This is a genomic window from Anaerobacillus sp. 63XJN7_5_ISO-PGPR-S23-430, from assembly GCF_056173695.1.
The window spans coordinates 1,455,697-1,473,874 of the sequence record NZ_CM149686.1; the positions used below are offsets into that span (position 1 = coordinate 1,455,697).

At 39.4% G+C, this 18,178-nt stretch carries 18 protein-coding genes; 8 read left to right on the plus strand and 10 right to left on the minus strand.

Going from position 1 to position 18,178, the window contains the following annotated elements; genetic code table 11:
- Positions 1 to 25: 25 nt before the first annotated feature.
- Positions 26 to 1,675 carry a PAS domain S-box protein gene (locus tag AC0VYJ_RS07940; RefSeq protein ID WP_475367105.1) on the minus strand — a complete coding sequence of 550 codons (1,650 nt, stop codon included), beginning with the start codon at positions 1,673 to 1,675 and terminating at the stop codon, positions 26 to 28.
- A gap of 259 nt (positions 1,676 to 1,934) precedes the next feature.
- Here AC0VYJ_RS07940 and AC0VYJ_RS07945 point away from each other — a divergent pair, with 259 nt between their 5' ends.
- Positions 1,935 to 2,969, plus strand: coding sequence for an LCP family protein (locus AC0VYJ_RS07945; RefSeq protein WP_475367106.1), 1,035 nt, complete (start codon positions 1,935 to 1,937; stop codon positions 2,967 to 2,969).
- 143 nt (positions 2,970 to 3,112) lie between these two features.
- Positions 3,113 to 3,964: a YihY/virulence factor BrkB family protein gene (locus AC0VYJ_RS07950; RefSeq protein WP_475367107.1), complete on the plus strand. Its 852-nt coding sequence runs from the start codon at positions 3,113 to 3,115 to the stop codon at positions 3,962 to 3,964.
- Here AC0VYJ_RS07950 and AC0VYJ_RS07955 read toward each other — a convergent pair.
- The 5 genes from AC0VYJ_RS07955 to AC0VYJ_RS07975 form a co-directional block, all read right to left on the minus strand.
- Entirely contained in the window at positions 3,961 to 4,761 is an 801-nt protein-coding gene (locus AC0VYJ_RS07955) for a sensor histidine kinase (RefSeq protein ID WP_475367108.1), read from the minus strand. The two genes, AC0VYJ_RS07950 and AC0VYJ_RS07955, sit on opposite strands and share 4 nt — an antisense overlap.
- Positions 4,762 to 4,928: 167 nt before the next feature.
- Positions 4,929 to 5,135, minus strand: a complete 207-nt coding sequence (locus tag AC0VYJ_RS07960; protein ID WP_194221061.1) for a heavy-metal-associated domain-containing protein — start codon at positions 5,133 to 5,135, stop codon at positions 4,929 to 4,931.
- 60 nt (positions 5,136 to 5,195) lie between these two features.
- The gene (locus AC0VYJ_RS07965; RefSeq protein ID WP_226612411.1) at positions 5,196 to 5,315 is read right to left on the minus strand and encodes a DUF6254 family protein; all 120 of its coding nucleotides are present in this window, start codon (positions 5,313 to 5,315) and stop codon (positions 5,196 to 5,198) included.
- Between the two features lie 58 nt (positions 5,316 to 5,373).
- Positions 5,374 to 6,219, minus strand: a complete 846-nt coding sequence (locus AC0VYJ_RS07970) for a polysaccharide deacetylase family protein (RefSeq protein ID WP_475367109.1) — start codon at positions 6,217 to 6,219, stop codon at positions 5,374 to 5,376.
- A 100-nt stretch (positions 6,220 to 6,319) separates the two neighbouring features.
- Positions 6,320 to 7,594, minus strand: coding sequence for an NCS2 family permease (locus AC0VYJ_RS07975; RefSeq protein ID WP_475367110.1), 1,275 nt, complete (start codon positions 7,592 to 7,594; stop codon positions 6,320 to 6,322).
- A 185-nt stretch (positions 7,595 to 7,779) separates the two neighbouring features.
- On the opposite strand from AC0VYJ_RS07975, the gene AC0VYJ_RS07980 reads away from it, so the two are divergent.
- The 3 genes from AC0VYJ_RS07980 (at position 7,780) to AC0VYJ_RS07990 (ending at position 10,861) form a co-directional block, all read left to right on the plus strand.
- Entirely contained in the window at positions 7,780 to 9,078 is a 1,299-nt protein-coding gene (locus AC0VYJ_RS07980; RefSeq protein WP_475367111.1) for a purine/pyrimidine permease, read from the plus strand.
- A 64-nt stretch (positions 9,079 to 9,142) separates the two neighbouring features.
- Positions 9,143 to 9,577 (plus strand): universal stress protein, encoded by a 435-nt coding sequence (locus AC0VYJ_RS07985; RefSeq protein ID WP_430242255.1) that lies wholly within the window; start codon positions 9,143 to 9,145, stop codon positions 9,575 to 9,577.
- 103 nt (positions 9,578 to 9,680) lie between these two features.
- Positions 9,681 to 10,861, plus strand: a protein-coding gene (locus tag AC0VYJ_RS07990; RefSeq protein WP_475366278.1) for an IS3 family transposase whose coding sequence is annotated in 2 segments (ribosomal slippage) — positions 9,681 to 9,972 and positions 9,972 to 10,861 — 1,182 coding nt in all. Because the reading frame shifts where the segments join, the coding sequence is not laid out codon by codon here.
- A 51-nt stretch (positions 10,862 to 10,912) separates the two neighbouring features.
- Here AC0VYJ_RS07990 and rpiA read toward each other — a convergent pair.
- Positions 10,913 to 11,578, minus strand: coding sequence for a ribose-5-phosphate isomerase RpiA (gene rpiA / locus AC0VYJ_RS07995; RefSeq protein WP_430242253.1), 666 nt, complete (start codon positions 11,576 to 11,578; stop codon positions 10,913 to 10,915).
- A 346-nt stretch (positions 11,579 to 11,924) separates the two neighbouring features.
- Here rpiA and gndA point away from each other — a divergent pair, with 346 nt between their 5' ends.
- Positions 11,925 to 13,337, plus strand: coding sequence for an NADP-dependent phosphogluconate dehydrogenase (gene gndA, locus AC0VYJ_RS08000; RefSeq protein WP_194221066.1), 1,413 nt, complete (start codon positions 11,925 to 11,927; stop codon positions 13,335 to 13,337).
- A gap of 57 nt (positions 13,338 to 13,394) precedes the next feature.
- Here gndA and AC0VYJ_RS08005 read toward each other — a convergent pair whose 3' ends face one another.
- The 3 genes from AC0VYJ_RS08005 to zwf all read right to left on the minus strand — a co-directional run bounded on the left by AC0VYJ_RS08005 (position 13,395) and on the right by zwf (position 16,346).
- Positions 13,395 to 13,970: a hypothetical protein gene (locus AC0VYJ_RS08005; protein WP_475367112.1), complete on the minus strand. Its 576-nt coding sequence runs from the start codon at positions 13,968 to 13,970 to the stop codon at positions 13,395 to 13,397.
- An 84-nt stretch (positions 13,971 to 14,054) separates the two neighbouring features.
- Complete coding sequence (locus AC0VYJ_RS08010; protein ID WP_194221068.1) at positions 14,055 to 14,678, minus strand: cyclase family protein; 624 nt, start codon at positions 14,676 to 14,678, stop codon at positions 14,055 to 14,057.
- Positions 14,679 to 14,852: 174 nt separating this feature from the next.
- Positions 14,853 to 16,346 carry a glucose-6-phosphate dehydrogenase gene (gene zwf, locus AC0VYJ_RS08015; RefSeq protein ID WP_194221069.1) on the minus strand — a complete coding sequence of 498 codons (1,494 nt, stop codon included), beginning with the start codon at positions 16,344 to 16,346 and terminating at the stop codon, positions 14,853 to 14,855.
- A gap of 395 nt (positions 16,347 to 16,741) precedes the next feature.
- Here zwf and AC0VYJ_RS08020 point away from each other — a divergent pair, with 395 nt between their 5' ends.
- Entirely contained in the window at positions 16,742 to 17,356 is a 615-nt protein-coding gene (locus tag AC0VYJ_RS08020; RefSeq protein ID WP_475367113.1) for a hypothetical protein, read from the plus strand.
- A gap of 121 nt (positions 17,357 to 17,477) precedes the next feature.
- Entirely contained in the window at positions 17,478 to 18,008 is a 531-nt protein-coding gene (locus AC0VYJ_RS08025; protein WP_475367114.1) for a DUF420 domain-containing protein, read from the plus strand.
- Positions 18,009 to 18,178: the final 170 nt, after the last annotated feature.

Below are 18,178 nucleotides of genomic sequence, written 5' to 3' on the forward strand. Positions count from 1 at the left end.
ATGACTATTTTTTTATTCATTCCTATCATGTCTCACGTTCAATCGGAAAGCAAACGGTCACAGTGGTTCCAATTCCGACAGTACTATTAAAATCGATTTTTCCTTGATGATTCTCAATAATTTTAAAACTAGATAGCAGACCTAGACCAGTGCCTTCTTCTTTTGTTGTGTAGAAAGGTTCTCCAAGTGTTTTTAGTTTGTGTTCTGGGATACCAACACCTTCATCGACGATGATCACGTTAATGCTATTGTCTTTTACTACAGTTTTTAATCGTAATACGCCGCCATCAGGCATCGCTTCCATCGCATTTTTGATTAAATTAATAAAAACTTGCTTCAGCTGATTCTCTTCTCCGTATAGAGATTCGTGACGTTCGGTGAAGTCTGTTATAAAAGAAATGTTGTACAGAGATGCCTGTGTACTTAAAAGCTGCATGACATATGAGAGCAATGCATTTACATTAAAAAATGTAAAATGCTCAGCCTGAGGCTTGGCAAGGACTAGCAAATCTTTAATAATCGAATCCATCCGGTCAATTTCAGATAGCATAATGGAAAGGAACGGCGTCTTATCAGCAAAATCATTATCACTACTAAGAAGCTGAATGAACCCTTTGACAGATGTTAAAGGATTTCGTATTTCATGAGCTACGCTAGCGGCAAGTTGGCCAACAGCAGATAGCTTTTCTGTTTTTAGCAGAGCATCTTCTGTTTTCTTTTTGTCTGTTATATCCATAAACGCGGCCATGATCCCATTGATCTGACCATTTTCATCTTGGATAGGCGCTGTAAACAAAGCTGTATAGACGACTGATCCATCCTTACGCATCCGCTTAACTTCTTTATTTACGATATGTCCATATTCAATAATTTCAGGAATCGTAATATCCTTTTCCTCTACAGGAACAATGGGGCTTTTCTTGCCGATCACTTCTTCGCTTTTCCATCCAAATATTTTTTCGGCAGCTGGATTCCACAATCGAATGTTTGACTCCATGTCGAGGGCAAGAGTGGCGATAGGAGAAGCGCTAATGATCGCTTGTATGAGTTGTTTCGCTTCCCAAAGTTCTTTCACAGCTTTTTTTCGTTCTGTGATGTCTCGAGTTTGGATGATCGTGGTGGATTTGTGATTGAATATAATTGGAATCAGCGTTGATTCGACATCTATGACTTCGTTATTTGAACGCAACAATTGGTATTCAATTGTTTCAGAAGACGGTTCCTCTTGAGCGTGTATTTTACTTAGTAGTCCTTTGAATCTCTCAGTATCTTCCGAGTTAGCGATAAGTGATTGACGATTAACATAGAGGTCTTGAATCGAGTCAACACCTACCATTTGGAGTCCAGTACGGTTTGTATAGGTGATTTCATCATTTTCCATAAGACAAATGGCATAAGGAGAAGATTCAACAAGCCTCCGATATCGTTCTTCACTTTCAAGAAGCTGATTTTCCATAACTTCATTTTTATAGAGAAGGTGTTTCAATAGGAAATAAAGAAACAAACAAGTTAGTAAAATAAAAAACCAGCCTTTATATAGCCCAATTTGCTTATTCGCTAAGAAGTCGGAAGAGAAGTGATACAGAATTGTATCAGAAAGCAATATCCAAACTGAGCCGAATAGAAAATAGCTTCCTATAATGATCCAGGGGATTGATTCGGTTTTAATGTGCACTAGAGTTTGTCCTTTCTCTATAGCTTCTTATTGTATTCTACATATATCTTATGATTTTTACAAAGTACTCCCAACTAGTTGGAAAAATATTTAGGTAGAAAGTCGTAATAAAGAGTGATACATTTATAGTTAGGATTATTTCAGAATAAACCTTTTACAATGGAATCGGTCAGCGAAAGACCGACGATCATTCGGTTTATGATACGAATGATCTAGGCATGTAGTAAAAGAAGATTTATATTGAAGGAGATAATTTTCTATGAATGATGAACATATGGAACCTCGAAGTCGATATAAGCCTAAGAAAAAACGACGTGGATTAAGAATAACGCTATTCATTCTATTATTTATTATAGTCGGTTTTGGTGGGTATGCGGGATACCTTTATTATAAAGTTTCCAGCGTATCAGACCAATCAGTGATGCAGCCAGAACGTGGAAACCAGTCAGATCTTAGAAATGGTGCAGTTGATATGGGGAAAGATCATTTTTCTGTGTTATTACTCGGTGTTGATGATGAAGAGGATACATCGAATGGGCGCAGTGATTCGATGATGGTAGCCACATTTAATCAAGATGATAAATCAATGAAGCTTCTTAGTATTCCTCGTGACTCGTATGTTAACATTCCTGGAAGAGGAATGGACAAGATCACTCACGCTCATGCTTATGGTGGAATTGATTTGACCATTGATACAGTGGAAGGTTTGTTAGGAATTCCAATTGATGAAGTTGTCAGAGTTAATTTTGATGCTTTCAAAACAGTGATTGATGAAATGGGCGGAATCAAAGTTAACATTGATTCGCAGCTTATCGCAGATCAACTATACAAGGAATCTAAAGGGAAAATTGATTTAGAAGTAGGAGAGCAGACGCTAAATGGGAAAGAGGCCCTTGCTTTTGCAAGAACCCGTAAGGCTGATTCAGATTTGAAGCGTGGTCAGCGCCAAATGGAAGTGATTACTGCAGCCATTGATAAAGTCAGTTCACTTTCTTCTATTCCGAAGTATGGGGACTTAGTAGATCGTATCGGTGAGAACTTAACGATGAGTTTTACCTTTAACGAAGCTCTGGGACTTTATCCATTTATTTCGAAAATCGATTCAATTGAAAAACTACAGTTAACAGGTACTGATTTTCAACCGGCTGGGACTTATTATTTCAAACTCGATGATCAGTCGCTAGCGACGGCGAAAACGGAGCTTAAAACCCATTTGAACCTGGAAGATCAAATTGAAGATCCCAATGGGAATATGAATGCTATAGAAGAAGAGCAGGATTCAACAACGCCTTAAATGGAATGCTCGAAATTAAATTAAGAGTAAAAATAAGGTCTAAAGGGAGCAGACAACGTGTCTGCTTCCTTTTTATGTTAATGATTACAGTTAGTCATAATAGGGAATGGAAGGGAAGAACTGTAGAAAGGGGACTAATGAAGATGTCAGGGATTGCATTCGTTAAAAAATTAGGTAAAGAAATAGGAGAAGATCGCGTAACAAGTCTTGCAGCAGAATTAGCATACTACTTTATGCTCTCGATTTTTCCTTTACTTATTTTAATTCTTTCAATTCTTCCATACTTATCGATTGACAAACAGGAAGCAGTGGATTTTCTTACAAAATATGCTCCGGGAGAAACCGGAAGTATACTTCAGGATAACGTTCTATCAATCATAAGTGAGCCGCAGGGAGGGCTCTTAACGATTGGTTTACTTGGGACTCTCTGGTCTGCATCGAACGGTATGATGGCTCTGATGCGGGCTCTTAACCTTGCATATGACGTTGAAGAAACGAGATCTTTTATTAAAGCTAGGTTGCTTTCAATTTGCCTAACAGTTGGACTTATACTTGTCTTTATTGTCACACTTGTTCTACCTGTTTTCGGTGACGTCATTATAGATGCTGTTACTTCGACACTTAATCTTCCGAGCTCGACTGAGTTTCTTTTCCGTATTTTACGTTGGGTTATTGCTGTAGGAATAATGGCGTGTATTCTGGCAGCTCTTTATCGATTTGCTCCTAATAAGCATTTTCCATTTAAAGAGGTTATTATTGGAGCGATCGTTGCCACGATTGGCTGGCAAGTGATTTCTCTTGCTTTCGCTTTTTACGTAAGTAATTTCGGTAACTATTCAGCAACTTACGGTAGTCTTGGTGGTGTTATCATCTTAATGCTCTGGTTCTATTTAACGGGCATCATTCTTCTCGTAGGCGGTGAGGTTAACGCGCTTCTCCATAAGAACAGAAGGAGAGCAACGACTTCAGCAGAAAGCGAACAAATCGGATTTTAGTGAGTCAGTGGTAATTGAATAGTGAAAGTTGTTCCATACGATGGGGCACTACTTACCTTAATCGTTCCCTTATGATTTTGAATAATTTGTTTACAGAGGAATAGGCCAAGTCCTGTTCCTTTTTCTTTTGTTGTATAAAAAGGTTGGAAGACCTTTTGTTGAGTGGACGTATCCATGCCAGCTCCGTTATCACTAATTTTGATCGTAACGGAGTGAAGACGCTTTGCAATTGATAATGAAATTTTTCCGCTTTCTTTATTACTACTACGAATGGATTCCATACTATTCTTGATCATATTTAAGAACACTTGCTTAAATTGTCCTGAATCGATCGTCACTTCGAGTGGTTCTGTAAAGTGATTTAGATTCGTAGTAATATCACATCTGTTCAATGTCGCCTGGCTATGGAAAAGAAGAATAATATTTTTTAGGAAAGGAACAACATCAATACGCTCTTTAATATGTTCTATAGGACGTGCAGCTTGAAGAAATTCTTCAATCAATGTATTGGTTCGATGGATTTCTGATAATAGTAAATCAGCTATGTCGTTTTTGTGTAGTTTATCTAAATCGGGTTTAATGAGCTGGAGGAAACCTTTCATGATGGTAAGAGGATTTTTGATTTCATGTGCTACACCTGCTACAAGATAATGAACGGTGCTGAGTGTTTTATTTTCATAAGCTAAAGCTTCAAGCTTCTCGATTAACTCGTTGTATTCCTCTAATGAGCAAGGTGATGGATAATGTTCTGGCATTAGAGGGAGTTTTTTTTCGACTTTCAGGTTAGTGTGATCCACTCACGCCACCCCTTTCCTTAACTTTTCATTAGCGCATAGTTATACCTTACCACCATGAAAATGCGAAGATTGAAAGTTCATAGGAAAGAATTCGAGTTTTTTTGTTGATCTGTGTAGAATATCGTCACTAAAAAAAGAGCCTGCAAGTTACACAGACTCTAACGAAGCTATGAAGGCTGATAGCCAGCGTCTTCAATTGTTTGCATGATTGCCGATGGATCAACGGCATCTTCATCATATACAATGGTCACTGTTTCTTCATTTAAATCGGCGAGAGCTCGATCGATACCGTTTAAAGAGAGAAGGGCAGATTCAATGCGTTGAATGCAGTCTTCACCTTTCATGCCGGATACAGATACCGTCATTTCATTCATAAAACAAACTCCTTTCTTACTCTACTTGCCTTTACCCATATTAGAAGGAGTTTAATCGAACTAAGGTTTATTTGGTGTTTCGTTAGCAAGCTGTTCAAGCGACTTAATCTTGCCGTGTGGGTTTTGCGCTTCTTTTCTTTTTCGAAATTGTCTTTCACGCTGGCCTTTTGATTGACTCATGTGTTGTCACCCCTTATTAGTTGTTCATTCATAAGGTGACCATTCAGAACAATTGTAGTCACTGCAAATTCTGGTTGTGAAGTTGAACAAAGGTAAAACCTTTCTCTCGGAGAATAGGAACGGATTGTTTCACGCCTTCTGACGTTCCACTTTTTGGTTGATTCATATGTAACAAAGCGATATCGCCAGGTTTGGCCGTCATAAGAGCGTTTTTCACTTGTCCGCTTGTAAAAGTCGCACCAGCATCTCCAAGAATGGTATAGTTTACAATTTGTATACCAAGATCCTTAGCGATTTGAACTGCCACTTCATCGTAATAGGCCGTTCCTGACCGAAACAAAGTTGATTTCGATTCTGTAAGTTGTTCGATTTTCTTCTGGTTTTCTTTGACTTCCGCAATCACTTCTTTGACTGAACCCGTTCCTGAAATACCCCACGCGGAATTACCGTTTACAGATAGAGGTTGATGATGGGTGCCATGATTTTCAATCTGAAATAGCGGATCAGTAGCGAGCTGCTGAAATAGTTTGGTGTTTTCTTCAATCCATCTGCTATTAATGAAAAGGGTTGAAGGGACCTGCTCTTCTTTTAAAAATCTGATAAGTTCACGGTCGACGTTATTGCCATGTGGTCCACCACATGCATCGAAGGTAAGAGCGATTTCTTTTTCTGATGTTTCAAAGTGCGTTTGGACCCCTGTGACGCGTTCCCCCCATTCATTTGGCTTAAGCGTTTCGTATTTTGAACGAATTAGTTCGGTTGGCACTTCACGATGCATATAGGGAATAGGTCTTTTAATGAAGGATGCTTCAGAAAAGGAGTGTTGGGCTTCTCGTTGCTGACAAGCAGAGATAAGAAGAATGGATAGTATAAGAAAAGCTGTTTTCATATTCGTCAATTTCATCACCTTTTCAAGCTTATCACACAATATTTGGATGTAGTGATGGATATTAAAAAAACCTCCCAACAAGGGAGGTTTCATTCATACTTTTATAACGTTAATCTTAGATCGTATGCAAAAAGAAGTTAATGAAAAATAAACTCGCGATAATATACATTGGAACAGGAACTTCTTTTGCTTTTCCTAAAGCAATTTTAAGAAAAGGATAGGCAATAAAGCCAAATGCAATACCGTCTACAATACTATACGTGAGTGGAATCATCACGATGATTAAGAACGCCGGAAACCCTTCAGAGAAATCTTGTAACGAGATGTTCTGAATGGATGTGATCATCAGTCCGCCTATAATAATAAGAACTGGGGCGATCGCAGAATCAGGAATCATCTTGAAGACAGGTATGAAAAAGAGAGACGTTAAGAACAATAATCCTGTTGTGATGGACGTTAAACCAGTACGACCTCCTGCAGAAATACCTGAGGCGCTCTCGACAGTTGAAACGGTAGGACTTGTGCCGAAAAGTCCAGACGAGATAGCTGAAATGGCATTTGCTTTGTAAGATTTATCGAATTTCAATTGATCTGGAAGTAAGCCGTGAAGCAAGCCCATATTCTCAAAAACAAGAATCATCGCCATTGAAAAGGTTGCGATCCAGAAAGGGAGCATAAGAATATCATCGAATGACATCGCTCCAAAGACAGCTCCGTATGAGGAAAAAGAGAAACTTTCCTGTTTACCGGTTGAAATTAAGCCAAGTGACCAGGCAAGTGCTGTCCCGAGAAGCATGCTAATTAAGAAATGACCTTTTACATTTCGGATAAACAGAATAGCTGCTATTGCAAGCGTTACAAGAGTTGCCATAACATGAGCAGATCCAAGGTTTCCAAGTTCTACAAAAGTCGAATCGCTAGAAACGACAATGCCACCTTTTTGTAATCCGATAAATGTTAAGAACAAACCTATTCCGACAGTAATGGCTTCTTTTAATGATCTTGGGATTGACTTCGACAGGACACCTGAAAGTGGTGTGAATGCCGTGATTGCAAAGAGAATCCCTGCAACAAAGACGGAAGCAAGCGCCACCTCCCAACTTAATCCCATTGATTCAACCATTGTATACGTAAAGAACGCATTGACACCCATTCCTGGTACGAGGATAATCGGTGCATTTGCATAAAAACCAATTAACAGGCAGCCGAACACTGACGTCAGGACTGTTGCAATCATTCCTGCTTCGAAAGGAATTCCTGCATCAGCAAGGATTGACGCGTTAACCGCTGCAATATAAACAATCGTAAAAAATGATGTAATGCCTGCAAGAATTTCTTTCTTCAGTGAAGTATCGTGAGCCTGAAAATCAAAATAAATTTCCGTTTTCACTTTATTCCCTTCTTACTTGTGTTTCCCTCTCCCACCCGTGTATTTGATTAAATCAAATCACCAATAAAATAGTATAACAGAGCCTTGATCTTTTTTATAGTGGAAAAATACGTAATGACCTCATTCAGTCACTTTGATAAAATAAGTGGGGTATATAATTTGTTATAAGGAAAGAAGGCTTTTACATGCGTAATACATTATCTGCTCTTCAATGGGCCGTTTTTATGATTGCAGGGTCAATCGTTGCTCCGGTTGCTATCGCTAGCTTGTTCCATATGGATCCTGCCATGGCAGCAGGCTTCGTACAAAGAACGATGTTTGTGCTTGGCGTAGCCGGAATACTTCAAGTAACGTTCGGTCATCGCTTACCTATTAATGAAGGTCCTGCCGGGTTATGGTGGGGAGTATTTGTGCTTTATGCAGGATTAAGCTCTACCCTTTTCGGATCTGATATAGAGACGCTACAAGCACTTGAGCTTGCAATGATTGCAAGCGGAGTGATCTTCATTCTTCTTAGTGCGTTTGGATTAGTAGAAAAGTTATCTCGTCTCTTTACACCGGTCGTGACAGGAATTTATCTCTTGCTTCTTGTTGCTCAACTTAGCGGATCGTTTCTAAATGGGATGATGGGTGTTGGTTATTTAAAAGAAGGCATTGATCTTAGAATTGCTGGACTATCGCTTTTACTTGTATTTATCTCCATTTGGTTTTCACGTTCTATGCCTGCCATGATTCAACAATACAGTATTCTCATTATCCTAATTATAGGGTGGATCATTTTTGCGGTGCTTGGACTAGCCAAACCGATCGTTGTTCCTGAGGGAGGAATCATTGAGCTTCCTGAGGTACTTGCATTTGGTTATCCTACATGGGATTCCGGCATGATAATCACAGCTTTTCTAGTCACGCTGCTTCTTCTCACCAACATGATTGCAAGTATTCGCGTAGTCGAAGAGGTGTTGAGTAAGTTGGCAAATACAAAGCCAATGGGACGCTATAGACAAGCAGGTTTTGTTTCTGGCATAAATCAATTACTTGGAGGCGTTTTTTCTGCGGTGGGAAGCGTGCCGATCTCGGGTGCCGCTGGATTTATATTAACAACAGGATTAAAGCAGAGACTTCCTTTTGTACTTGGAAGTGGATTTATTATTATCATTAGTTTGTTTCCAGCCTTAATGGGCTTCTTTGCAGCGCTACCTGAACCGGTTGGGTATGCTGTTATCTTTATTGTATTTGTGAATATGGTTGGAATTGCTTTCAATGAGTTTAAGAAAGATCAGTCAGAGGGAAAACCATTTATAATAGGGATTTCCTTTATGGTTGGGATTGGAACAATGTTTATTCCACCCGAAGCCTTTCAGCAAGCACCTCCAATTGCGGCGTCTATTCTAAACAATGGACTTATTCTCGGTTCCATTACTGCGATTTTGACAGAGCAAATTCTCTACAAAAAACACCGTAAGGAAACATCTCTTCGTGATTAATGTCACAGGACTAGTTCTTTTCTTATGTTAAAATGAAAGTAGAACAGGGGAGGAGAATGTTGCAATGAAAAAATACAATAAAATTCTTGTAGCCTTTGATGGATCTGACCTGAGTGTTAAAGCATTAAATGAAGCGATCGCTATGGCAAAAGAAAATGACTCTCTTGAAATTGACGTTGTCACAGCATTAAACCCTACAGCGCAAATTAGCTCTGCTGTTGTTTACGCGAGTATCTTAAATGAACTCAGAAAAGAAGCGGTGGATATGCTGAAGGGGATTAGCGAAAAGTTAGACGTTCAGCTACCAAATCATAAAGTGAAGACAATGGTTCTTGAAGGGAACCCTGGAAATGAAATTGTGAAATATGCAGATGAGCATCATCGTGACCTTATTATTATGGGGAGTAGGGGGCTGAACGGATTACGTGAGTGGTTCCTCGGAAGCGTGAGTCATACGGTCCTTCAGCGTTCTCATTGTCCCGTATTAATCATTAAATAACTCAAAACCCGGCATTTCTGATATTATCCCCTTTAAGTAGACATTCAAAAAAACCTCCATGATATGGTGGAGGAAAGAATGATGCTTGGAGGGGATTTTTTCTATGGCTAAAAAAGGGCAGAGGTTTGAGAAGTATACAGACGAGTTTAAACAGAACGCCGTGATGAAATACATTAATGGTTCTCAAAGTTACAAAGCTTTAGCGGAAGAATTAGGAATAAAAAATAGTACACAGCTGAAAGTCTGGGTGAGGAAGTGGAAAAACGGTGAGCCGTTTGATATTCGAAGTCGCAGTGAGGTAAATCCTATGCATGGTAGGCCACGCACAAACTTTAAAACAATTGAAGAAGAGAGAGATTACCTGAAAGCGCAGGTGGATTACTTAAAAAAGCAGTATCAAAATCTCGAAAAGGAGGGAAAATCACGCAAAAAATAAAGTATGAAACCGTGGAAGATTTAAGGAATAAAGCTCCTGTTACCTGGTTGTTAGAGATTGCTTCCCTCCAACCATCCAGCTATTACAAATGGAGAGCTAGTAAAGTAAAGCGCGAAGAAAGGGCCAATCAAGATCATGACATCCAAATGCATATGATGGGGATTCATTTTCTTCATCCGGAAACAGGTTACCCTACTATGACGCGTTTATTAAAAGAAAGTGGTTACCGCATCAACCACAAAAAGGTGTATCGATTGATGAGCGAGATGGGCATTCAATCGGTGATTCGTAGAAAGAGGAAAAGGCATGGATACACTCCATCTGTGATCAATCCCAATAGGCTAAAACGAAACTTTAAAGCAAATGGAACGAATCAGAAAATGGTGACGGACATTACTTATGTATCAGATGGTAAACGATTCTATTACTTATCTGTGATTCAAGATTTATTCAACAATGAGATCGTAAGCTGGCAGCTTTCTAAACGCAACGATTTAGCGCTTGTACTAGATACAGTTGCGCAATGGACAAAGAAAAAAGACGTAACGAAAGCCGTTCTCCATTCGGATCAAGGCTTTCAGTATACGTCTAAGGCATACAACACACGAATAGAAGAATACGGCGTTAAGGGCAGCCACTCTCGCAAAGGAAACTGCCTGGATAATGCCTGCATTGAGTCCTTCTTTTCGCATCTCAAAACAGAGAAGTTGTATATCAATCAGTGTAAAACAGAAAACGAGATCAGACAAGCAATCGAGGATTACATCTACCACTATAACTACAGACGTTTCCAGAAGAAATTAAAGCAACGCGCGCCGATTGAATATCGACACGCGTTGGCAGCTTAGTTTTTTTAGACTGTCTACTTGACAGGGGTAGGACCATTCTGCCGGGTTTTATTATTTCTCCACATATGTAATTGTGTTTTCCTGACCAATAATTGCTTTAGCAGCATAGCCAATAAAAAGCCCGTTGTCTACAACACCTGGAACCTGATTAAGATTGTCGTGCAAAGTAGAGGGGTAATTAATTTCTCCGAACTGACAATCGACGATGTAGTTGCCATTATCCGTGACGTAAAATGAACCTTCTTTTTTTCGTATGGCCGTTTGACATCCAAATTTCTTTAAAGCGTTAATGGTTTTTAAATATCCAAAAGGAACGATTTCTACTGGAAGAGGAAATGTCCCAAGCTTTTTCACAAATTTATTAGAGTCAGCAACAACGATCATATGTGTCGAATGATAAGCGATAATTTTTTCGCGAAGTAAGGCACCGCCCCCTCCTTTTATAAGGGTTAAATCTTCTGTTAATTCATCTGCCCCATCAATCGTTAAATCAATGGAGGACACTTCTTCAAGGGATAGAAGGGGAATGCCGTTTTCACGAGCGAGTATTTCAGTATTAGTCGATGTTGCTACTCCCTTAATATCCAATCCCTCTTTAACCATTCGCGCGATTTTGAGGATTGTCCAATAGACAGTACTGCCTGTGCCAAGCCCAACAATCATGCCATTCTGAACATAGTTAGCGGCTTCTTCGCCTGCGCGTTGTTTTTCGTTCAAAATTCAACCACTCCTTTTCTATCTATGCTAACCCATTAATTATAATCGTAATGTACCCCGTTTCCCAATAATGAATTTTGTAAGCGCATACTTCATTGGTGTGATAAGGATCTCTTGAATATGCCATTTTCTATCATGATATTTATAGGTTATTTATACCATGTTGTTTAGTTACTAATCTTTGCACGGTTAGCAGGAAAGACGTATAATGCATACTGTCAGACTGTTCGCGTGACTAGCTTGATAGCAGGTGAACATACTATTTCAATAGGGTGATTCACTTGTAACAAAATGGTTTGCGATAGGTGAGTTAACGAAAAATAGGAAATGAGCTGGAGGGAATAAGATGTCAAAACAACAAATTGGTGTTATTGGATTGGCGGTCATGGGGAAGAACCTCGCGATGAACATCGAAAGTCGCGGCTATTCTGTTTCTGTGTATAACCGATCTGAAGAAAAAACAAAGGAAATGATGTCAGAAGTTGAAGGACGAAATTTTCAGGATACATACAGCATTGAAGAGTTCGTTCAATCTCTAGAAACACCTAGAAAAATTTTGCTAATGGTGAAAGCTGGCATGCCGACGGATGCGACGATTGACCAGCTGCTTCCACATCTTGATAAAGATGATATCATCATTGATGGCGGGAATGCGTTCTTTAAAGACACGCAAAAGCGTAGCGAAGATTTGAAAGAAAAAGGTATTCGATTTATTGGTACTGGTGTTTCTGGTGGAGAAGAAGGCGCACTTAATGGTCCTTCTATTATGCCTGGTGGACAACCGGATGCGTTTAGTGAAGTTGAAGATATCTTTAAGGCGATCGCTGCAAACGTAGATGGCGATCCTTGTACAACATATATCGGTCCAGATGGAGCAGGTCACTATGTGAAAATGGTGCATAACGGCATCGAGTATGGTGACATGCAGCTAATCGGTGAAGCTTATTACATGATGAAGAACGTGCTTGGTCTTTCTACTGATGAGCTTCACGAAGTATTTAAAGAATGGAATAAAGGTGAGCTTGATAGCTACCTTATCGAAATTACAGCTGATATCTTTACGAAGAAAGACCCTGAAACAGGCAAAGCGCTTGTAGATGTCATTCTTGATACAGCTGGACAAAAAGGTACAGGTAAATGGACAAGTCAAAGTGCTCTTGATCTTGGTGTACCACTTTCAATCATTACGGAATCTGTTTTCTCCCGCTTTATTTCTGCAATGAAAGAAGAGCGTGTGAAAGCAAGCAAGCTTCTTGCTGGCCCTAATGTACCAGCGTTTGATGGTAATAAAGAAGAACTAATTGAGAAGATCCGTAAAGCTCTTTACTTGAGTAAGATTTGTTCTTACGCACAAGGCTTCGCACAAATGCGTTCTGCTTCAGATGAGTATGATTGGAATCTAGATTATGGTTCAATCGCTATGATCTTCCGCGGTGGTTGCATAATCCGCGCTGGTTTCCTTCAAAACATTAAAGAAGCCTATGACCGTGAGCCTAGCTTAACGAACCTTCTTCTTGATCCATACTTCAAGGAAATCGTTGAATCTTATCAGGGTGCTGCTCGTGATATCGTTTCACTTGCTGTACAGCGTGGAATTCCTGTTCCTGGGCTTGCAAGCGCGATTGCTTACTATGACAGCTATCGTAGCGAAACTCTTCCAGCAAACCTTCTACAGGCGCAGAGAGACTACTTCGGCGCTCACACGTATCAGCGTATTGATCGCGAAGGTGTGTTCCACACAGAATGGCTTGAAGACTAAAAGTTAAACAAAAACCGCTAATCACTTCCTTAAGGGAGGGTTAGCGGTTTTTTACTTTCAGTTTTTAAATTTATACACCATCTTTTTACCAACTTGAATGAATCGCAATAGACCGCCAATGAGTATGAGTAAAAAACTAGCATAAATGAATGACCATTTGATTGAGGTGAAGAACGGTGCAGCCCATGAAATGAATGGGAACGTAGTTGGATAAAAATACATCACAGCAGATGTTGAAATGTTTTCTAAGTAATCAAATAGAACACCGAAAGAGGGGAGTAAGTTTAGAAGTAGCCAATTTTCGTTGGAAATAGTTCGAAAGAGAACAGTAATCGATGTGGTTAAAAAGAACCAGTAAACGAGTGGCCAAATAATATCAAAGCTGAAACGCTCTTTAATATAATAGCTTCTCCCGCTTTCTCCATATTGCTCTGCAACGCTATAAAGCTTTTCAGGAGTATAAAAGAAAGAGCCATCAGGAGAATCACTTGTCCTAGTGACTTCATACGATCTTTCCGATACTTCAGGAAGAATAAATGCGAGGAATAAGGCGAAAATGACTACAGAGAGAAACCAAATACTTGGAGTCAATCGAGAACTTAACTTTCTAGAAAGATAAAGTAGGGACTTCATGAAAACCCTCCATATTATCAGTATGGGTATATCAATCATAGAAGGTAGTAAGAAAGCCAGGGATTCACCCTGGCTTTCTTTGTACTATGCTTCTTTTAATCCTTCAAACAATAAAACGCGAGCAGGTGATGCATCTGTTCCCTGAAGTTTTAAAGGTGCGGCAACCATGAAGTATTCTCCAGCCGCCACGTCTTTTAGGCGTAAGCCTTCCATGATGATAACATCCTTTTCGAATAAAGAGCGGTGTGTAGGGTGTTCAGGCTGGCTGCGTTCAATACCAAGACCATCTACGCCAACTCCGCGAATGTTTCGCTCTGCAAGGTAGCGTGCAGCGTCTTCACCAACGAAAACAAAGTCAAAGTTAAATTCCTCTTCGAAAGAGTTTTGTGATTTGAAAAGGATAAAGTCTCCTTCTTGGATGTCTTCAGCTTCAATATCTTTATCAGATATAGCACCTTTTACATTCGTGACGTCGATTACTTTGGCTTTTCCAACAAGATCTTCTTGATTAATCGATTCAATCGTTGCGCCATCATTCATCATATGAAGCGGAGCATCTACGTGAGTGCCCGTATGTACATCAAGAGATAGACGAGACTCTGTTACATGGCCATTCGTCGTCGTGTTGATTTCAGGCTGTTTTTCTTCCTTGTTCTTATAAACGGCCATTCCATTAAAGATAGGTGCACTTACATCATACATTTTCATTAAGAAACACTTCCTTTCAAATAGTAGTGTATATGATAAAGAAAGATACGTGAAGCACGTATCTTTCTTTTGTCATTTTGAATCAATTACGACGAATCGCAGAAACTACGATGTTTGTCGAATAGGAACACAAAGAGCGTGTTCAATTTATAGAGTTCCAGTGTCTCGATTACTTTACTCTTTCGGTAGGGGCCACCAGTGTAAGTTATCATTTTCAAGAAGTTTATCTGCTGCTTTAGGTCCCATAGATCCAGCCGGGTAGTTCGGGAAGTCTTGTTCTTTCTCGTTAGCCCATGTCACGGAAATAGGGTCAATGAACTGCCATGAGAGAGCTACTTCATCCCAGCGAGCAAAGTTTGTTGCATCCCCACGCATCACGTCATGAAGCAAGCGTTCATATGCTTCAGGGGAGTTCATGTTGTTTTCTTGATCGTTATTGAAATTCAACTGGATCGGTGTTGTTTTACGCATATCGCCTGTATCTTTGGCATTCAAGTGAAGCGTAATGCCTTCTTCAGGTTGAATGTGAATGACCAGGATATTCGGTCCGAGCTTGCCACTTTCATTCTTATAAAGGTTCATTGGCAAGTCTTTGAACTCAATCAGAATTTTAGTAGATTTATTTGTCATTCGTTTACCAGTGCGAATATAGAATGGAACACCAGCCCAGCGGAAATTATCAATCATTAGCTTCGCTGCAACGAATGTTTCTGTATTTGATTCTTCATCCACATTATCTTCTTCACGGTAGCCTGGTAATGTCTCTCCATCTACTTCGCCTTGTTTGTATTGACCGCGAACGAAGTAGTCATTTACTTCTTCCGGTTTAACTGCACGAAGCGCGCGAAGCACTTTAACCTTCTCACCGCGAATCTCTTCTGTTGAGAGGCTAACAGGCGGTTCCATCGCTAGAAGTGAAACCATCTGTAGGACATGGTTTTGGACCATATCACGTAGAGCGCCAGATTTTTCATAGTATCCACCACGTGTTTCGACACCAACCGTTTCACTAGAAGTAATCTGGATATTTGAAATGTGGCGACTGTTCCAGAGTGGTTCAAACATTGAGTTGGCGAAGCGAATCGCTTCGATATTCTGCACCATTTCTTTTCCAAGATAGTGATCGATACGATAAACTTCATCTTCAGAGAACACTTGGCGAATTTCATCATTCAGCTTTTGAGCTGATGGGAAATTGTGGCCGAAAGGTTTTTCGATAACGAGGCGATTAAAGCCGTCACCATCTGTTAAACCTTCAGAGTCTAGATTTAATGCAATTGTTCCAAAGAATTCTGGAGCCATCGCCATATAAAAAATGCGATTTCCTGGAATATTAAATTTCTCATCAAGCGATTGTGTTAATTCATTTAATTCCTGGTAAGATTCTTTCTTCGTAACATCAAATGGTTGATAGAAGAAGTGACTGCTAAATTCTTCATGCTTGTCATCTTTATCCATGCATGCTGTATGTATAACAGAGTCATGAACATTTGAACGGAATTCTTCATTAGTAAGTTGTCTTCTTGCTACTCCAACAACAGCGAAATCCTCTGCAAGTACTCCCTTGCAATAGAGGTTATAGAGTGATGGAAATAGCTTGCGTTTGGCAAGATCTCCTGTTGCACCGAAAATCACGATAACAGAAGCCTGTTTTGATGGTTGATTCATCTTTGTGACCTCACTTTTTGATTATTGCTGTTCCAGAGGGAACTTATGGAAGGAACAGTGAATTCCTTAATTCATCAGTAAAGACTGTTAATGATAAAACGTCTGCTGAAATTCTATCGATCCCGTAATAGAAGATATTACCGGGTTCCCAAGTAAAAATTTTATAGCTTTTTCGCGTTAAAATCAAATTGTGTGATTGAAGTTACAGTAGGATTTTGAAAAATAAATATAATGGTATATGGCTGTAAGCGATACCAAGCTGATTCCTTTGCGGAAAGGTGTGTGCAAGGATTTTGAAGGGAAGATTCGTAAATTTTTTTGAAATAGAATGAATGGATTCAATTACGGCGAATATAGTAGGTAAGTGATTGAGAAGAAAAGGGAGGATGAGTACAATGCTTAAAAAACTGGTCATCTTCTTCCTGCTTATTGCTTTCAGTATTTCATGTTCAACTGTTGAGGAGAAGTCTCAAGATTCAGGAGAAGTGGAAGCAGAGCGCACAGAATCTGTTCAAAGTATCGTAATGAAGCAAGGGTATAACGTGTTAAATGCGATTAAATCGAAAGATGGCAAAGAGCTTTCTAAATTTGTTCACCCAAAAAAAGGTGTGCTATTTTCTCCCTATGGAACGATAGAAGTAAAACGAGCTCAAGTGTTTATGCCAGCTCAACTAAAAGAGTTCTTTAAGAACTCTAAGCAGCTTGAATGGGGAACAGAAGCAGGAAGAGGCGATCCCATTCGTTTATCGCCTGAGGAATATTTTAATGCATATGTATACGATGTAGAATTTAGCGAGACGGAAATCGTTACGTTTGATGGCATTCATCGGGAAACAAATAGCATACAGAATATTAAGGATGTGTTTCCGGAAAGTCACTATGTAGAATTTTTTGTGCCCGGATCGGAAGAATTCGAAGGAATGGATTGGAAAAGTCTTAAATTGGTATTCTCTGAATATAACGGACAATTCTATTTAATTGGAATTATTCATGATCAATGGACACCTTAATGTGAACAAATCGTGTCACGAATTTGAAATTTACGTGTGAGATGTACCTCATTGGTTGCTCAATCCGAGAAACTTTCTTATCCTTAAAAGGTAGATTATTGTGATAAGGAGAAGAAATCTAATGAATGATGTTAAACAACGGAATTATACACCATGGATTGTCGGGCTATCAATTGCAGTGAATGTGCTCGTTGTTGTCCTTTTTTTCCTACCTGAGTACAGTGGTGACGTGGGATTTGATATTACGCTGCTCCCTTTGCTAAATGCTGTTTTTAATAGCTTTACATTTGTTTTCTTAGTAGCAGCGCTCATTTTTATTTTGCAAAAGAATATTAAAATGCATAAGCGGTTTATTTTTGCTGCTTTTACAACAACGGCACTCTTTCTCGTTTCATATGTGACGTATCATGGGCTTTCTGAATCCACTTCGTTTGGAGGAGAAGGCATCATCGTTCCCATTTACTTCTTTATTTTAATTACGCACATTATTTTAGCTGCCGCTATTGTTCCTCTGGCTTTAATTACGGTTACGAGAGGATTAAACATGCAAGTGGCTAAACACCGTAAAATCGCTAGGTGGACGATGCCGATCTGGCTGTATGTTAGTATTACAGGTGTTGTCGTTTACTTGATGATCTCACCATATTATTAAGGCCTTATATAAAAAGTCTGAAGCGTCCGCTTCGGGCTTTTTTTATGACTAAGTTAATGAGTGGGGTAAAGATTAACAACAGTATAAATAGCATTTAGTAAGCTCGCTAACCTCCTGTATAGTGTGTTTTAAGGAAGGATAGGCTACTATTATATGATTGCGTGTGGCAT

Bases quoted from the DNA above. Each gene is read 5' to 3' on its own strand.
- AC0VYJ_RS08010 (WP_194221068.1), bottom strand. From the start codon at position 14,678: ATGAAAATGTATGATGTAAGTGCACCTATCTTTAATGGAATGGCCGTT.
- zwf (WP_194221069.1), bottom strand. From the start codon at position 16,346: ATGAATCAACCATCAAAACAGGCTTCTGTTATCGTGATTTTCGGTGCA.
- AC0VYJ_RS07970 (WP_475367109.1), bottom strand. From the start codon at position 6,219: ATGAAATTGACGAATATGAAAACAGCTTTTCTTATACTATCCATTCTT.
- AC0VYJ_RS07960 (WP_194221061.1), bottom strand. From the start codon at position 5,135: ATGAATGAAATGACGGTATCTGTATCCGGCATGAAAGGTGAAGACTGC.
- AC0VYJ_RS07945 (WP_475367106.1), top strand. From the start codon at position 1,935: ATGAATGATGAACATATGGAACCTCGAAGTCGATATAAGCCTAAGAAA.
- AC0VYJ_RS08005 (WP_475367112.1), bottom strand. From the start codon at position 13,970: ATGAAGTCCCTACTTTATCTTTCTAGAAAGTTAAGTTCTCGATTGACT.
- AC0VYJ_RS07985 (WP_430242255.1), top strand. From the start codon at position 9,143: ATGAAAAAATACAATAAAATTCTTGTAGCCTTTGATGGATCTGACCTG.
- AC0VYJ_RS07950 (WP_475367107.1), top strand. From the start codon at position 3,113: ATGTCAGGGATTGCATTCGTTAAAAAATTAGGTAAAGAAATAGGAGAA.
- AC0VYJ_RS07965 (WP_226612411.1), bottom strand. From the start codon at position 5,315: ATGAGTCAATCAAAAGGCCAGCGTGAAAGACAATTTCGAAAAAGAAAA.
- AC0VYJ_RS08020 (WP_475367113.1), top strand. From the start codon at position 16,742: ATGCTTAAAAAACTGGTCATCTTCTTCCTGCTTATTGCTTTCAGTATT.
- AC0VYJ_RS07980 (WP_475367111.1), top strand. From the start codon at position 7,780: ATGCGTAATACATTATCTGCTCTTCAATGGGCCGTTTTTATGATTGCA.
- AC0VYJ_RS08025 (WP_475367114.1), top strand. From the start codon at position 17,478: ATGAATGATGTTAAACAACGGAATTATACACCATGGATTGTCGGGCTA.
- gndA (WP_194221066.1), top strand. From the start codon at position 11,925: ATGTCAAAACAACAAATTGGTGTTATTGGATTGGCGGTCATGGGGAAG.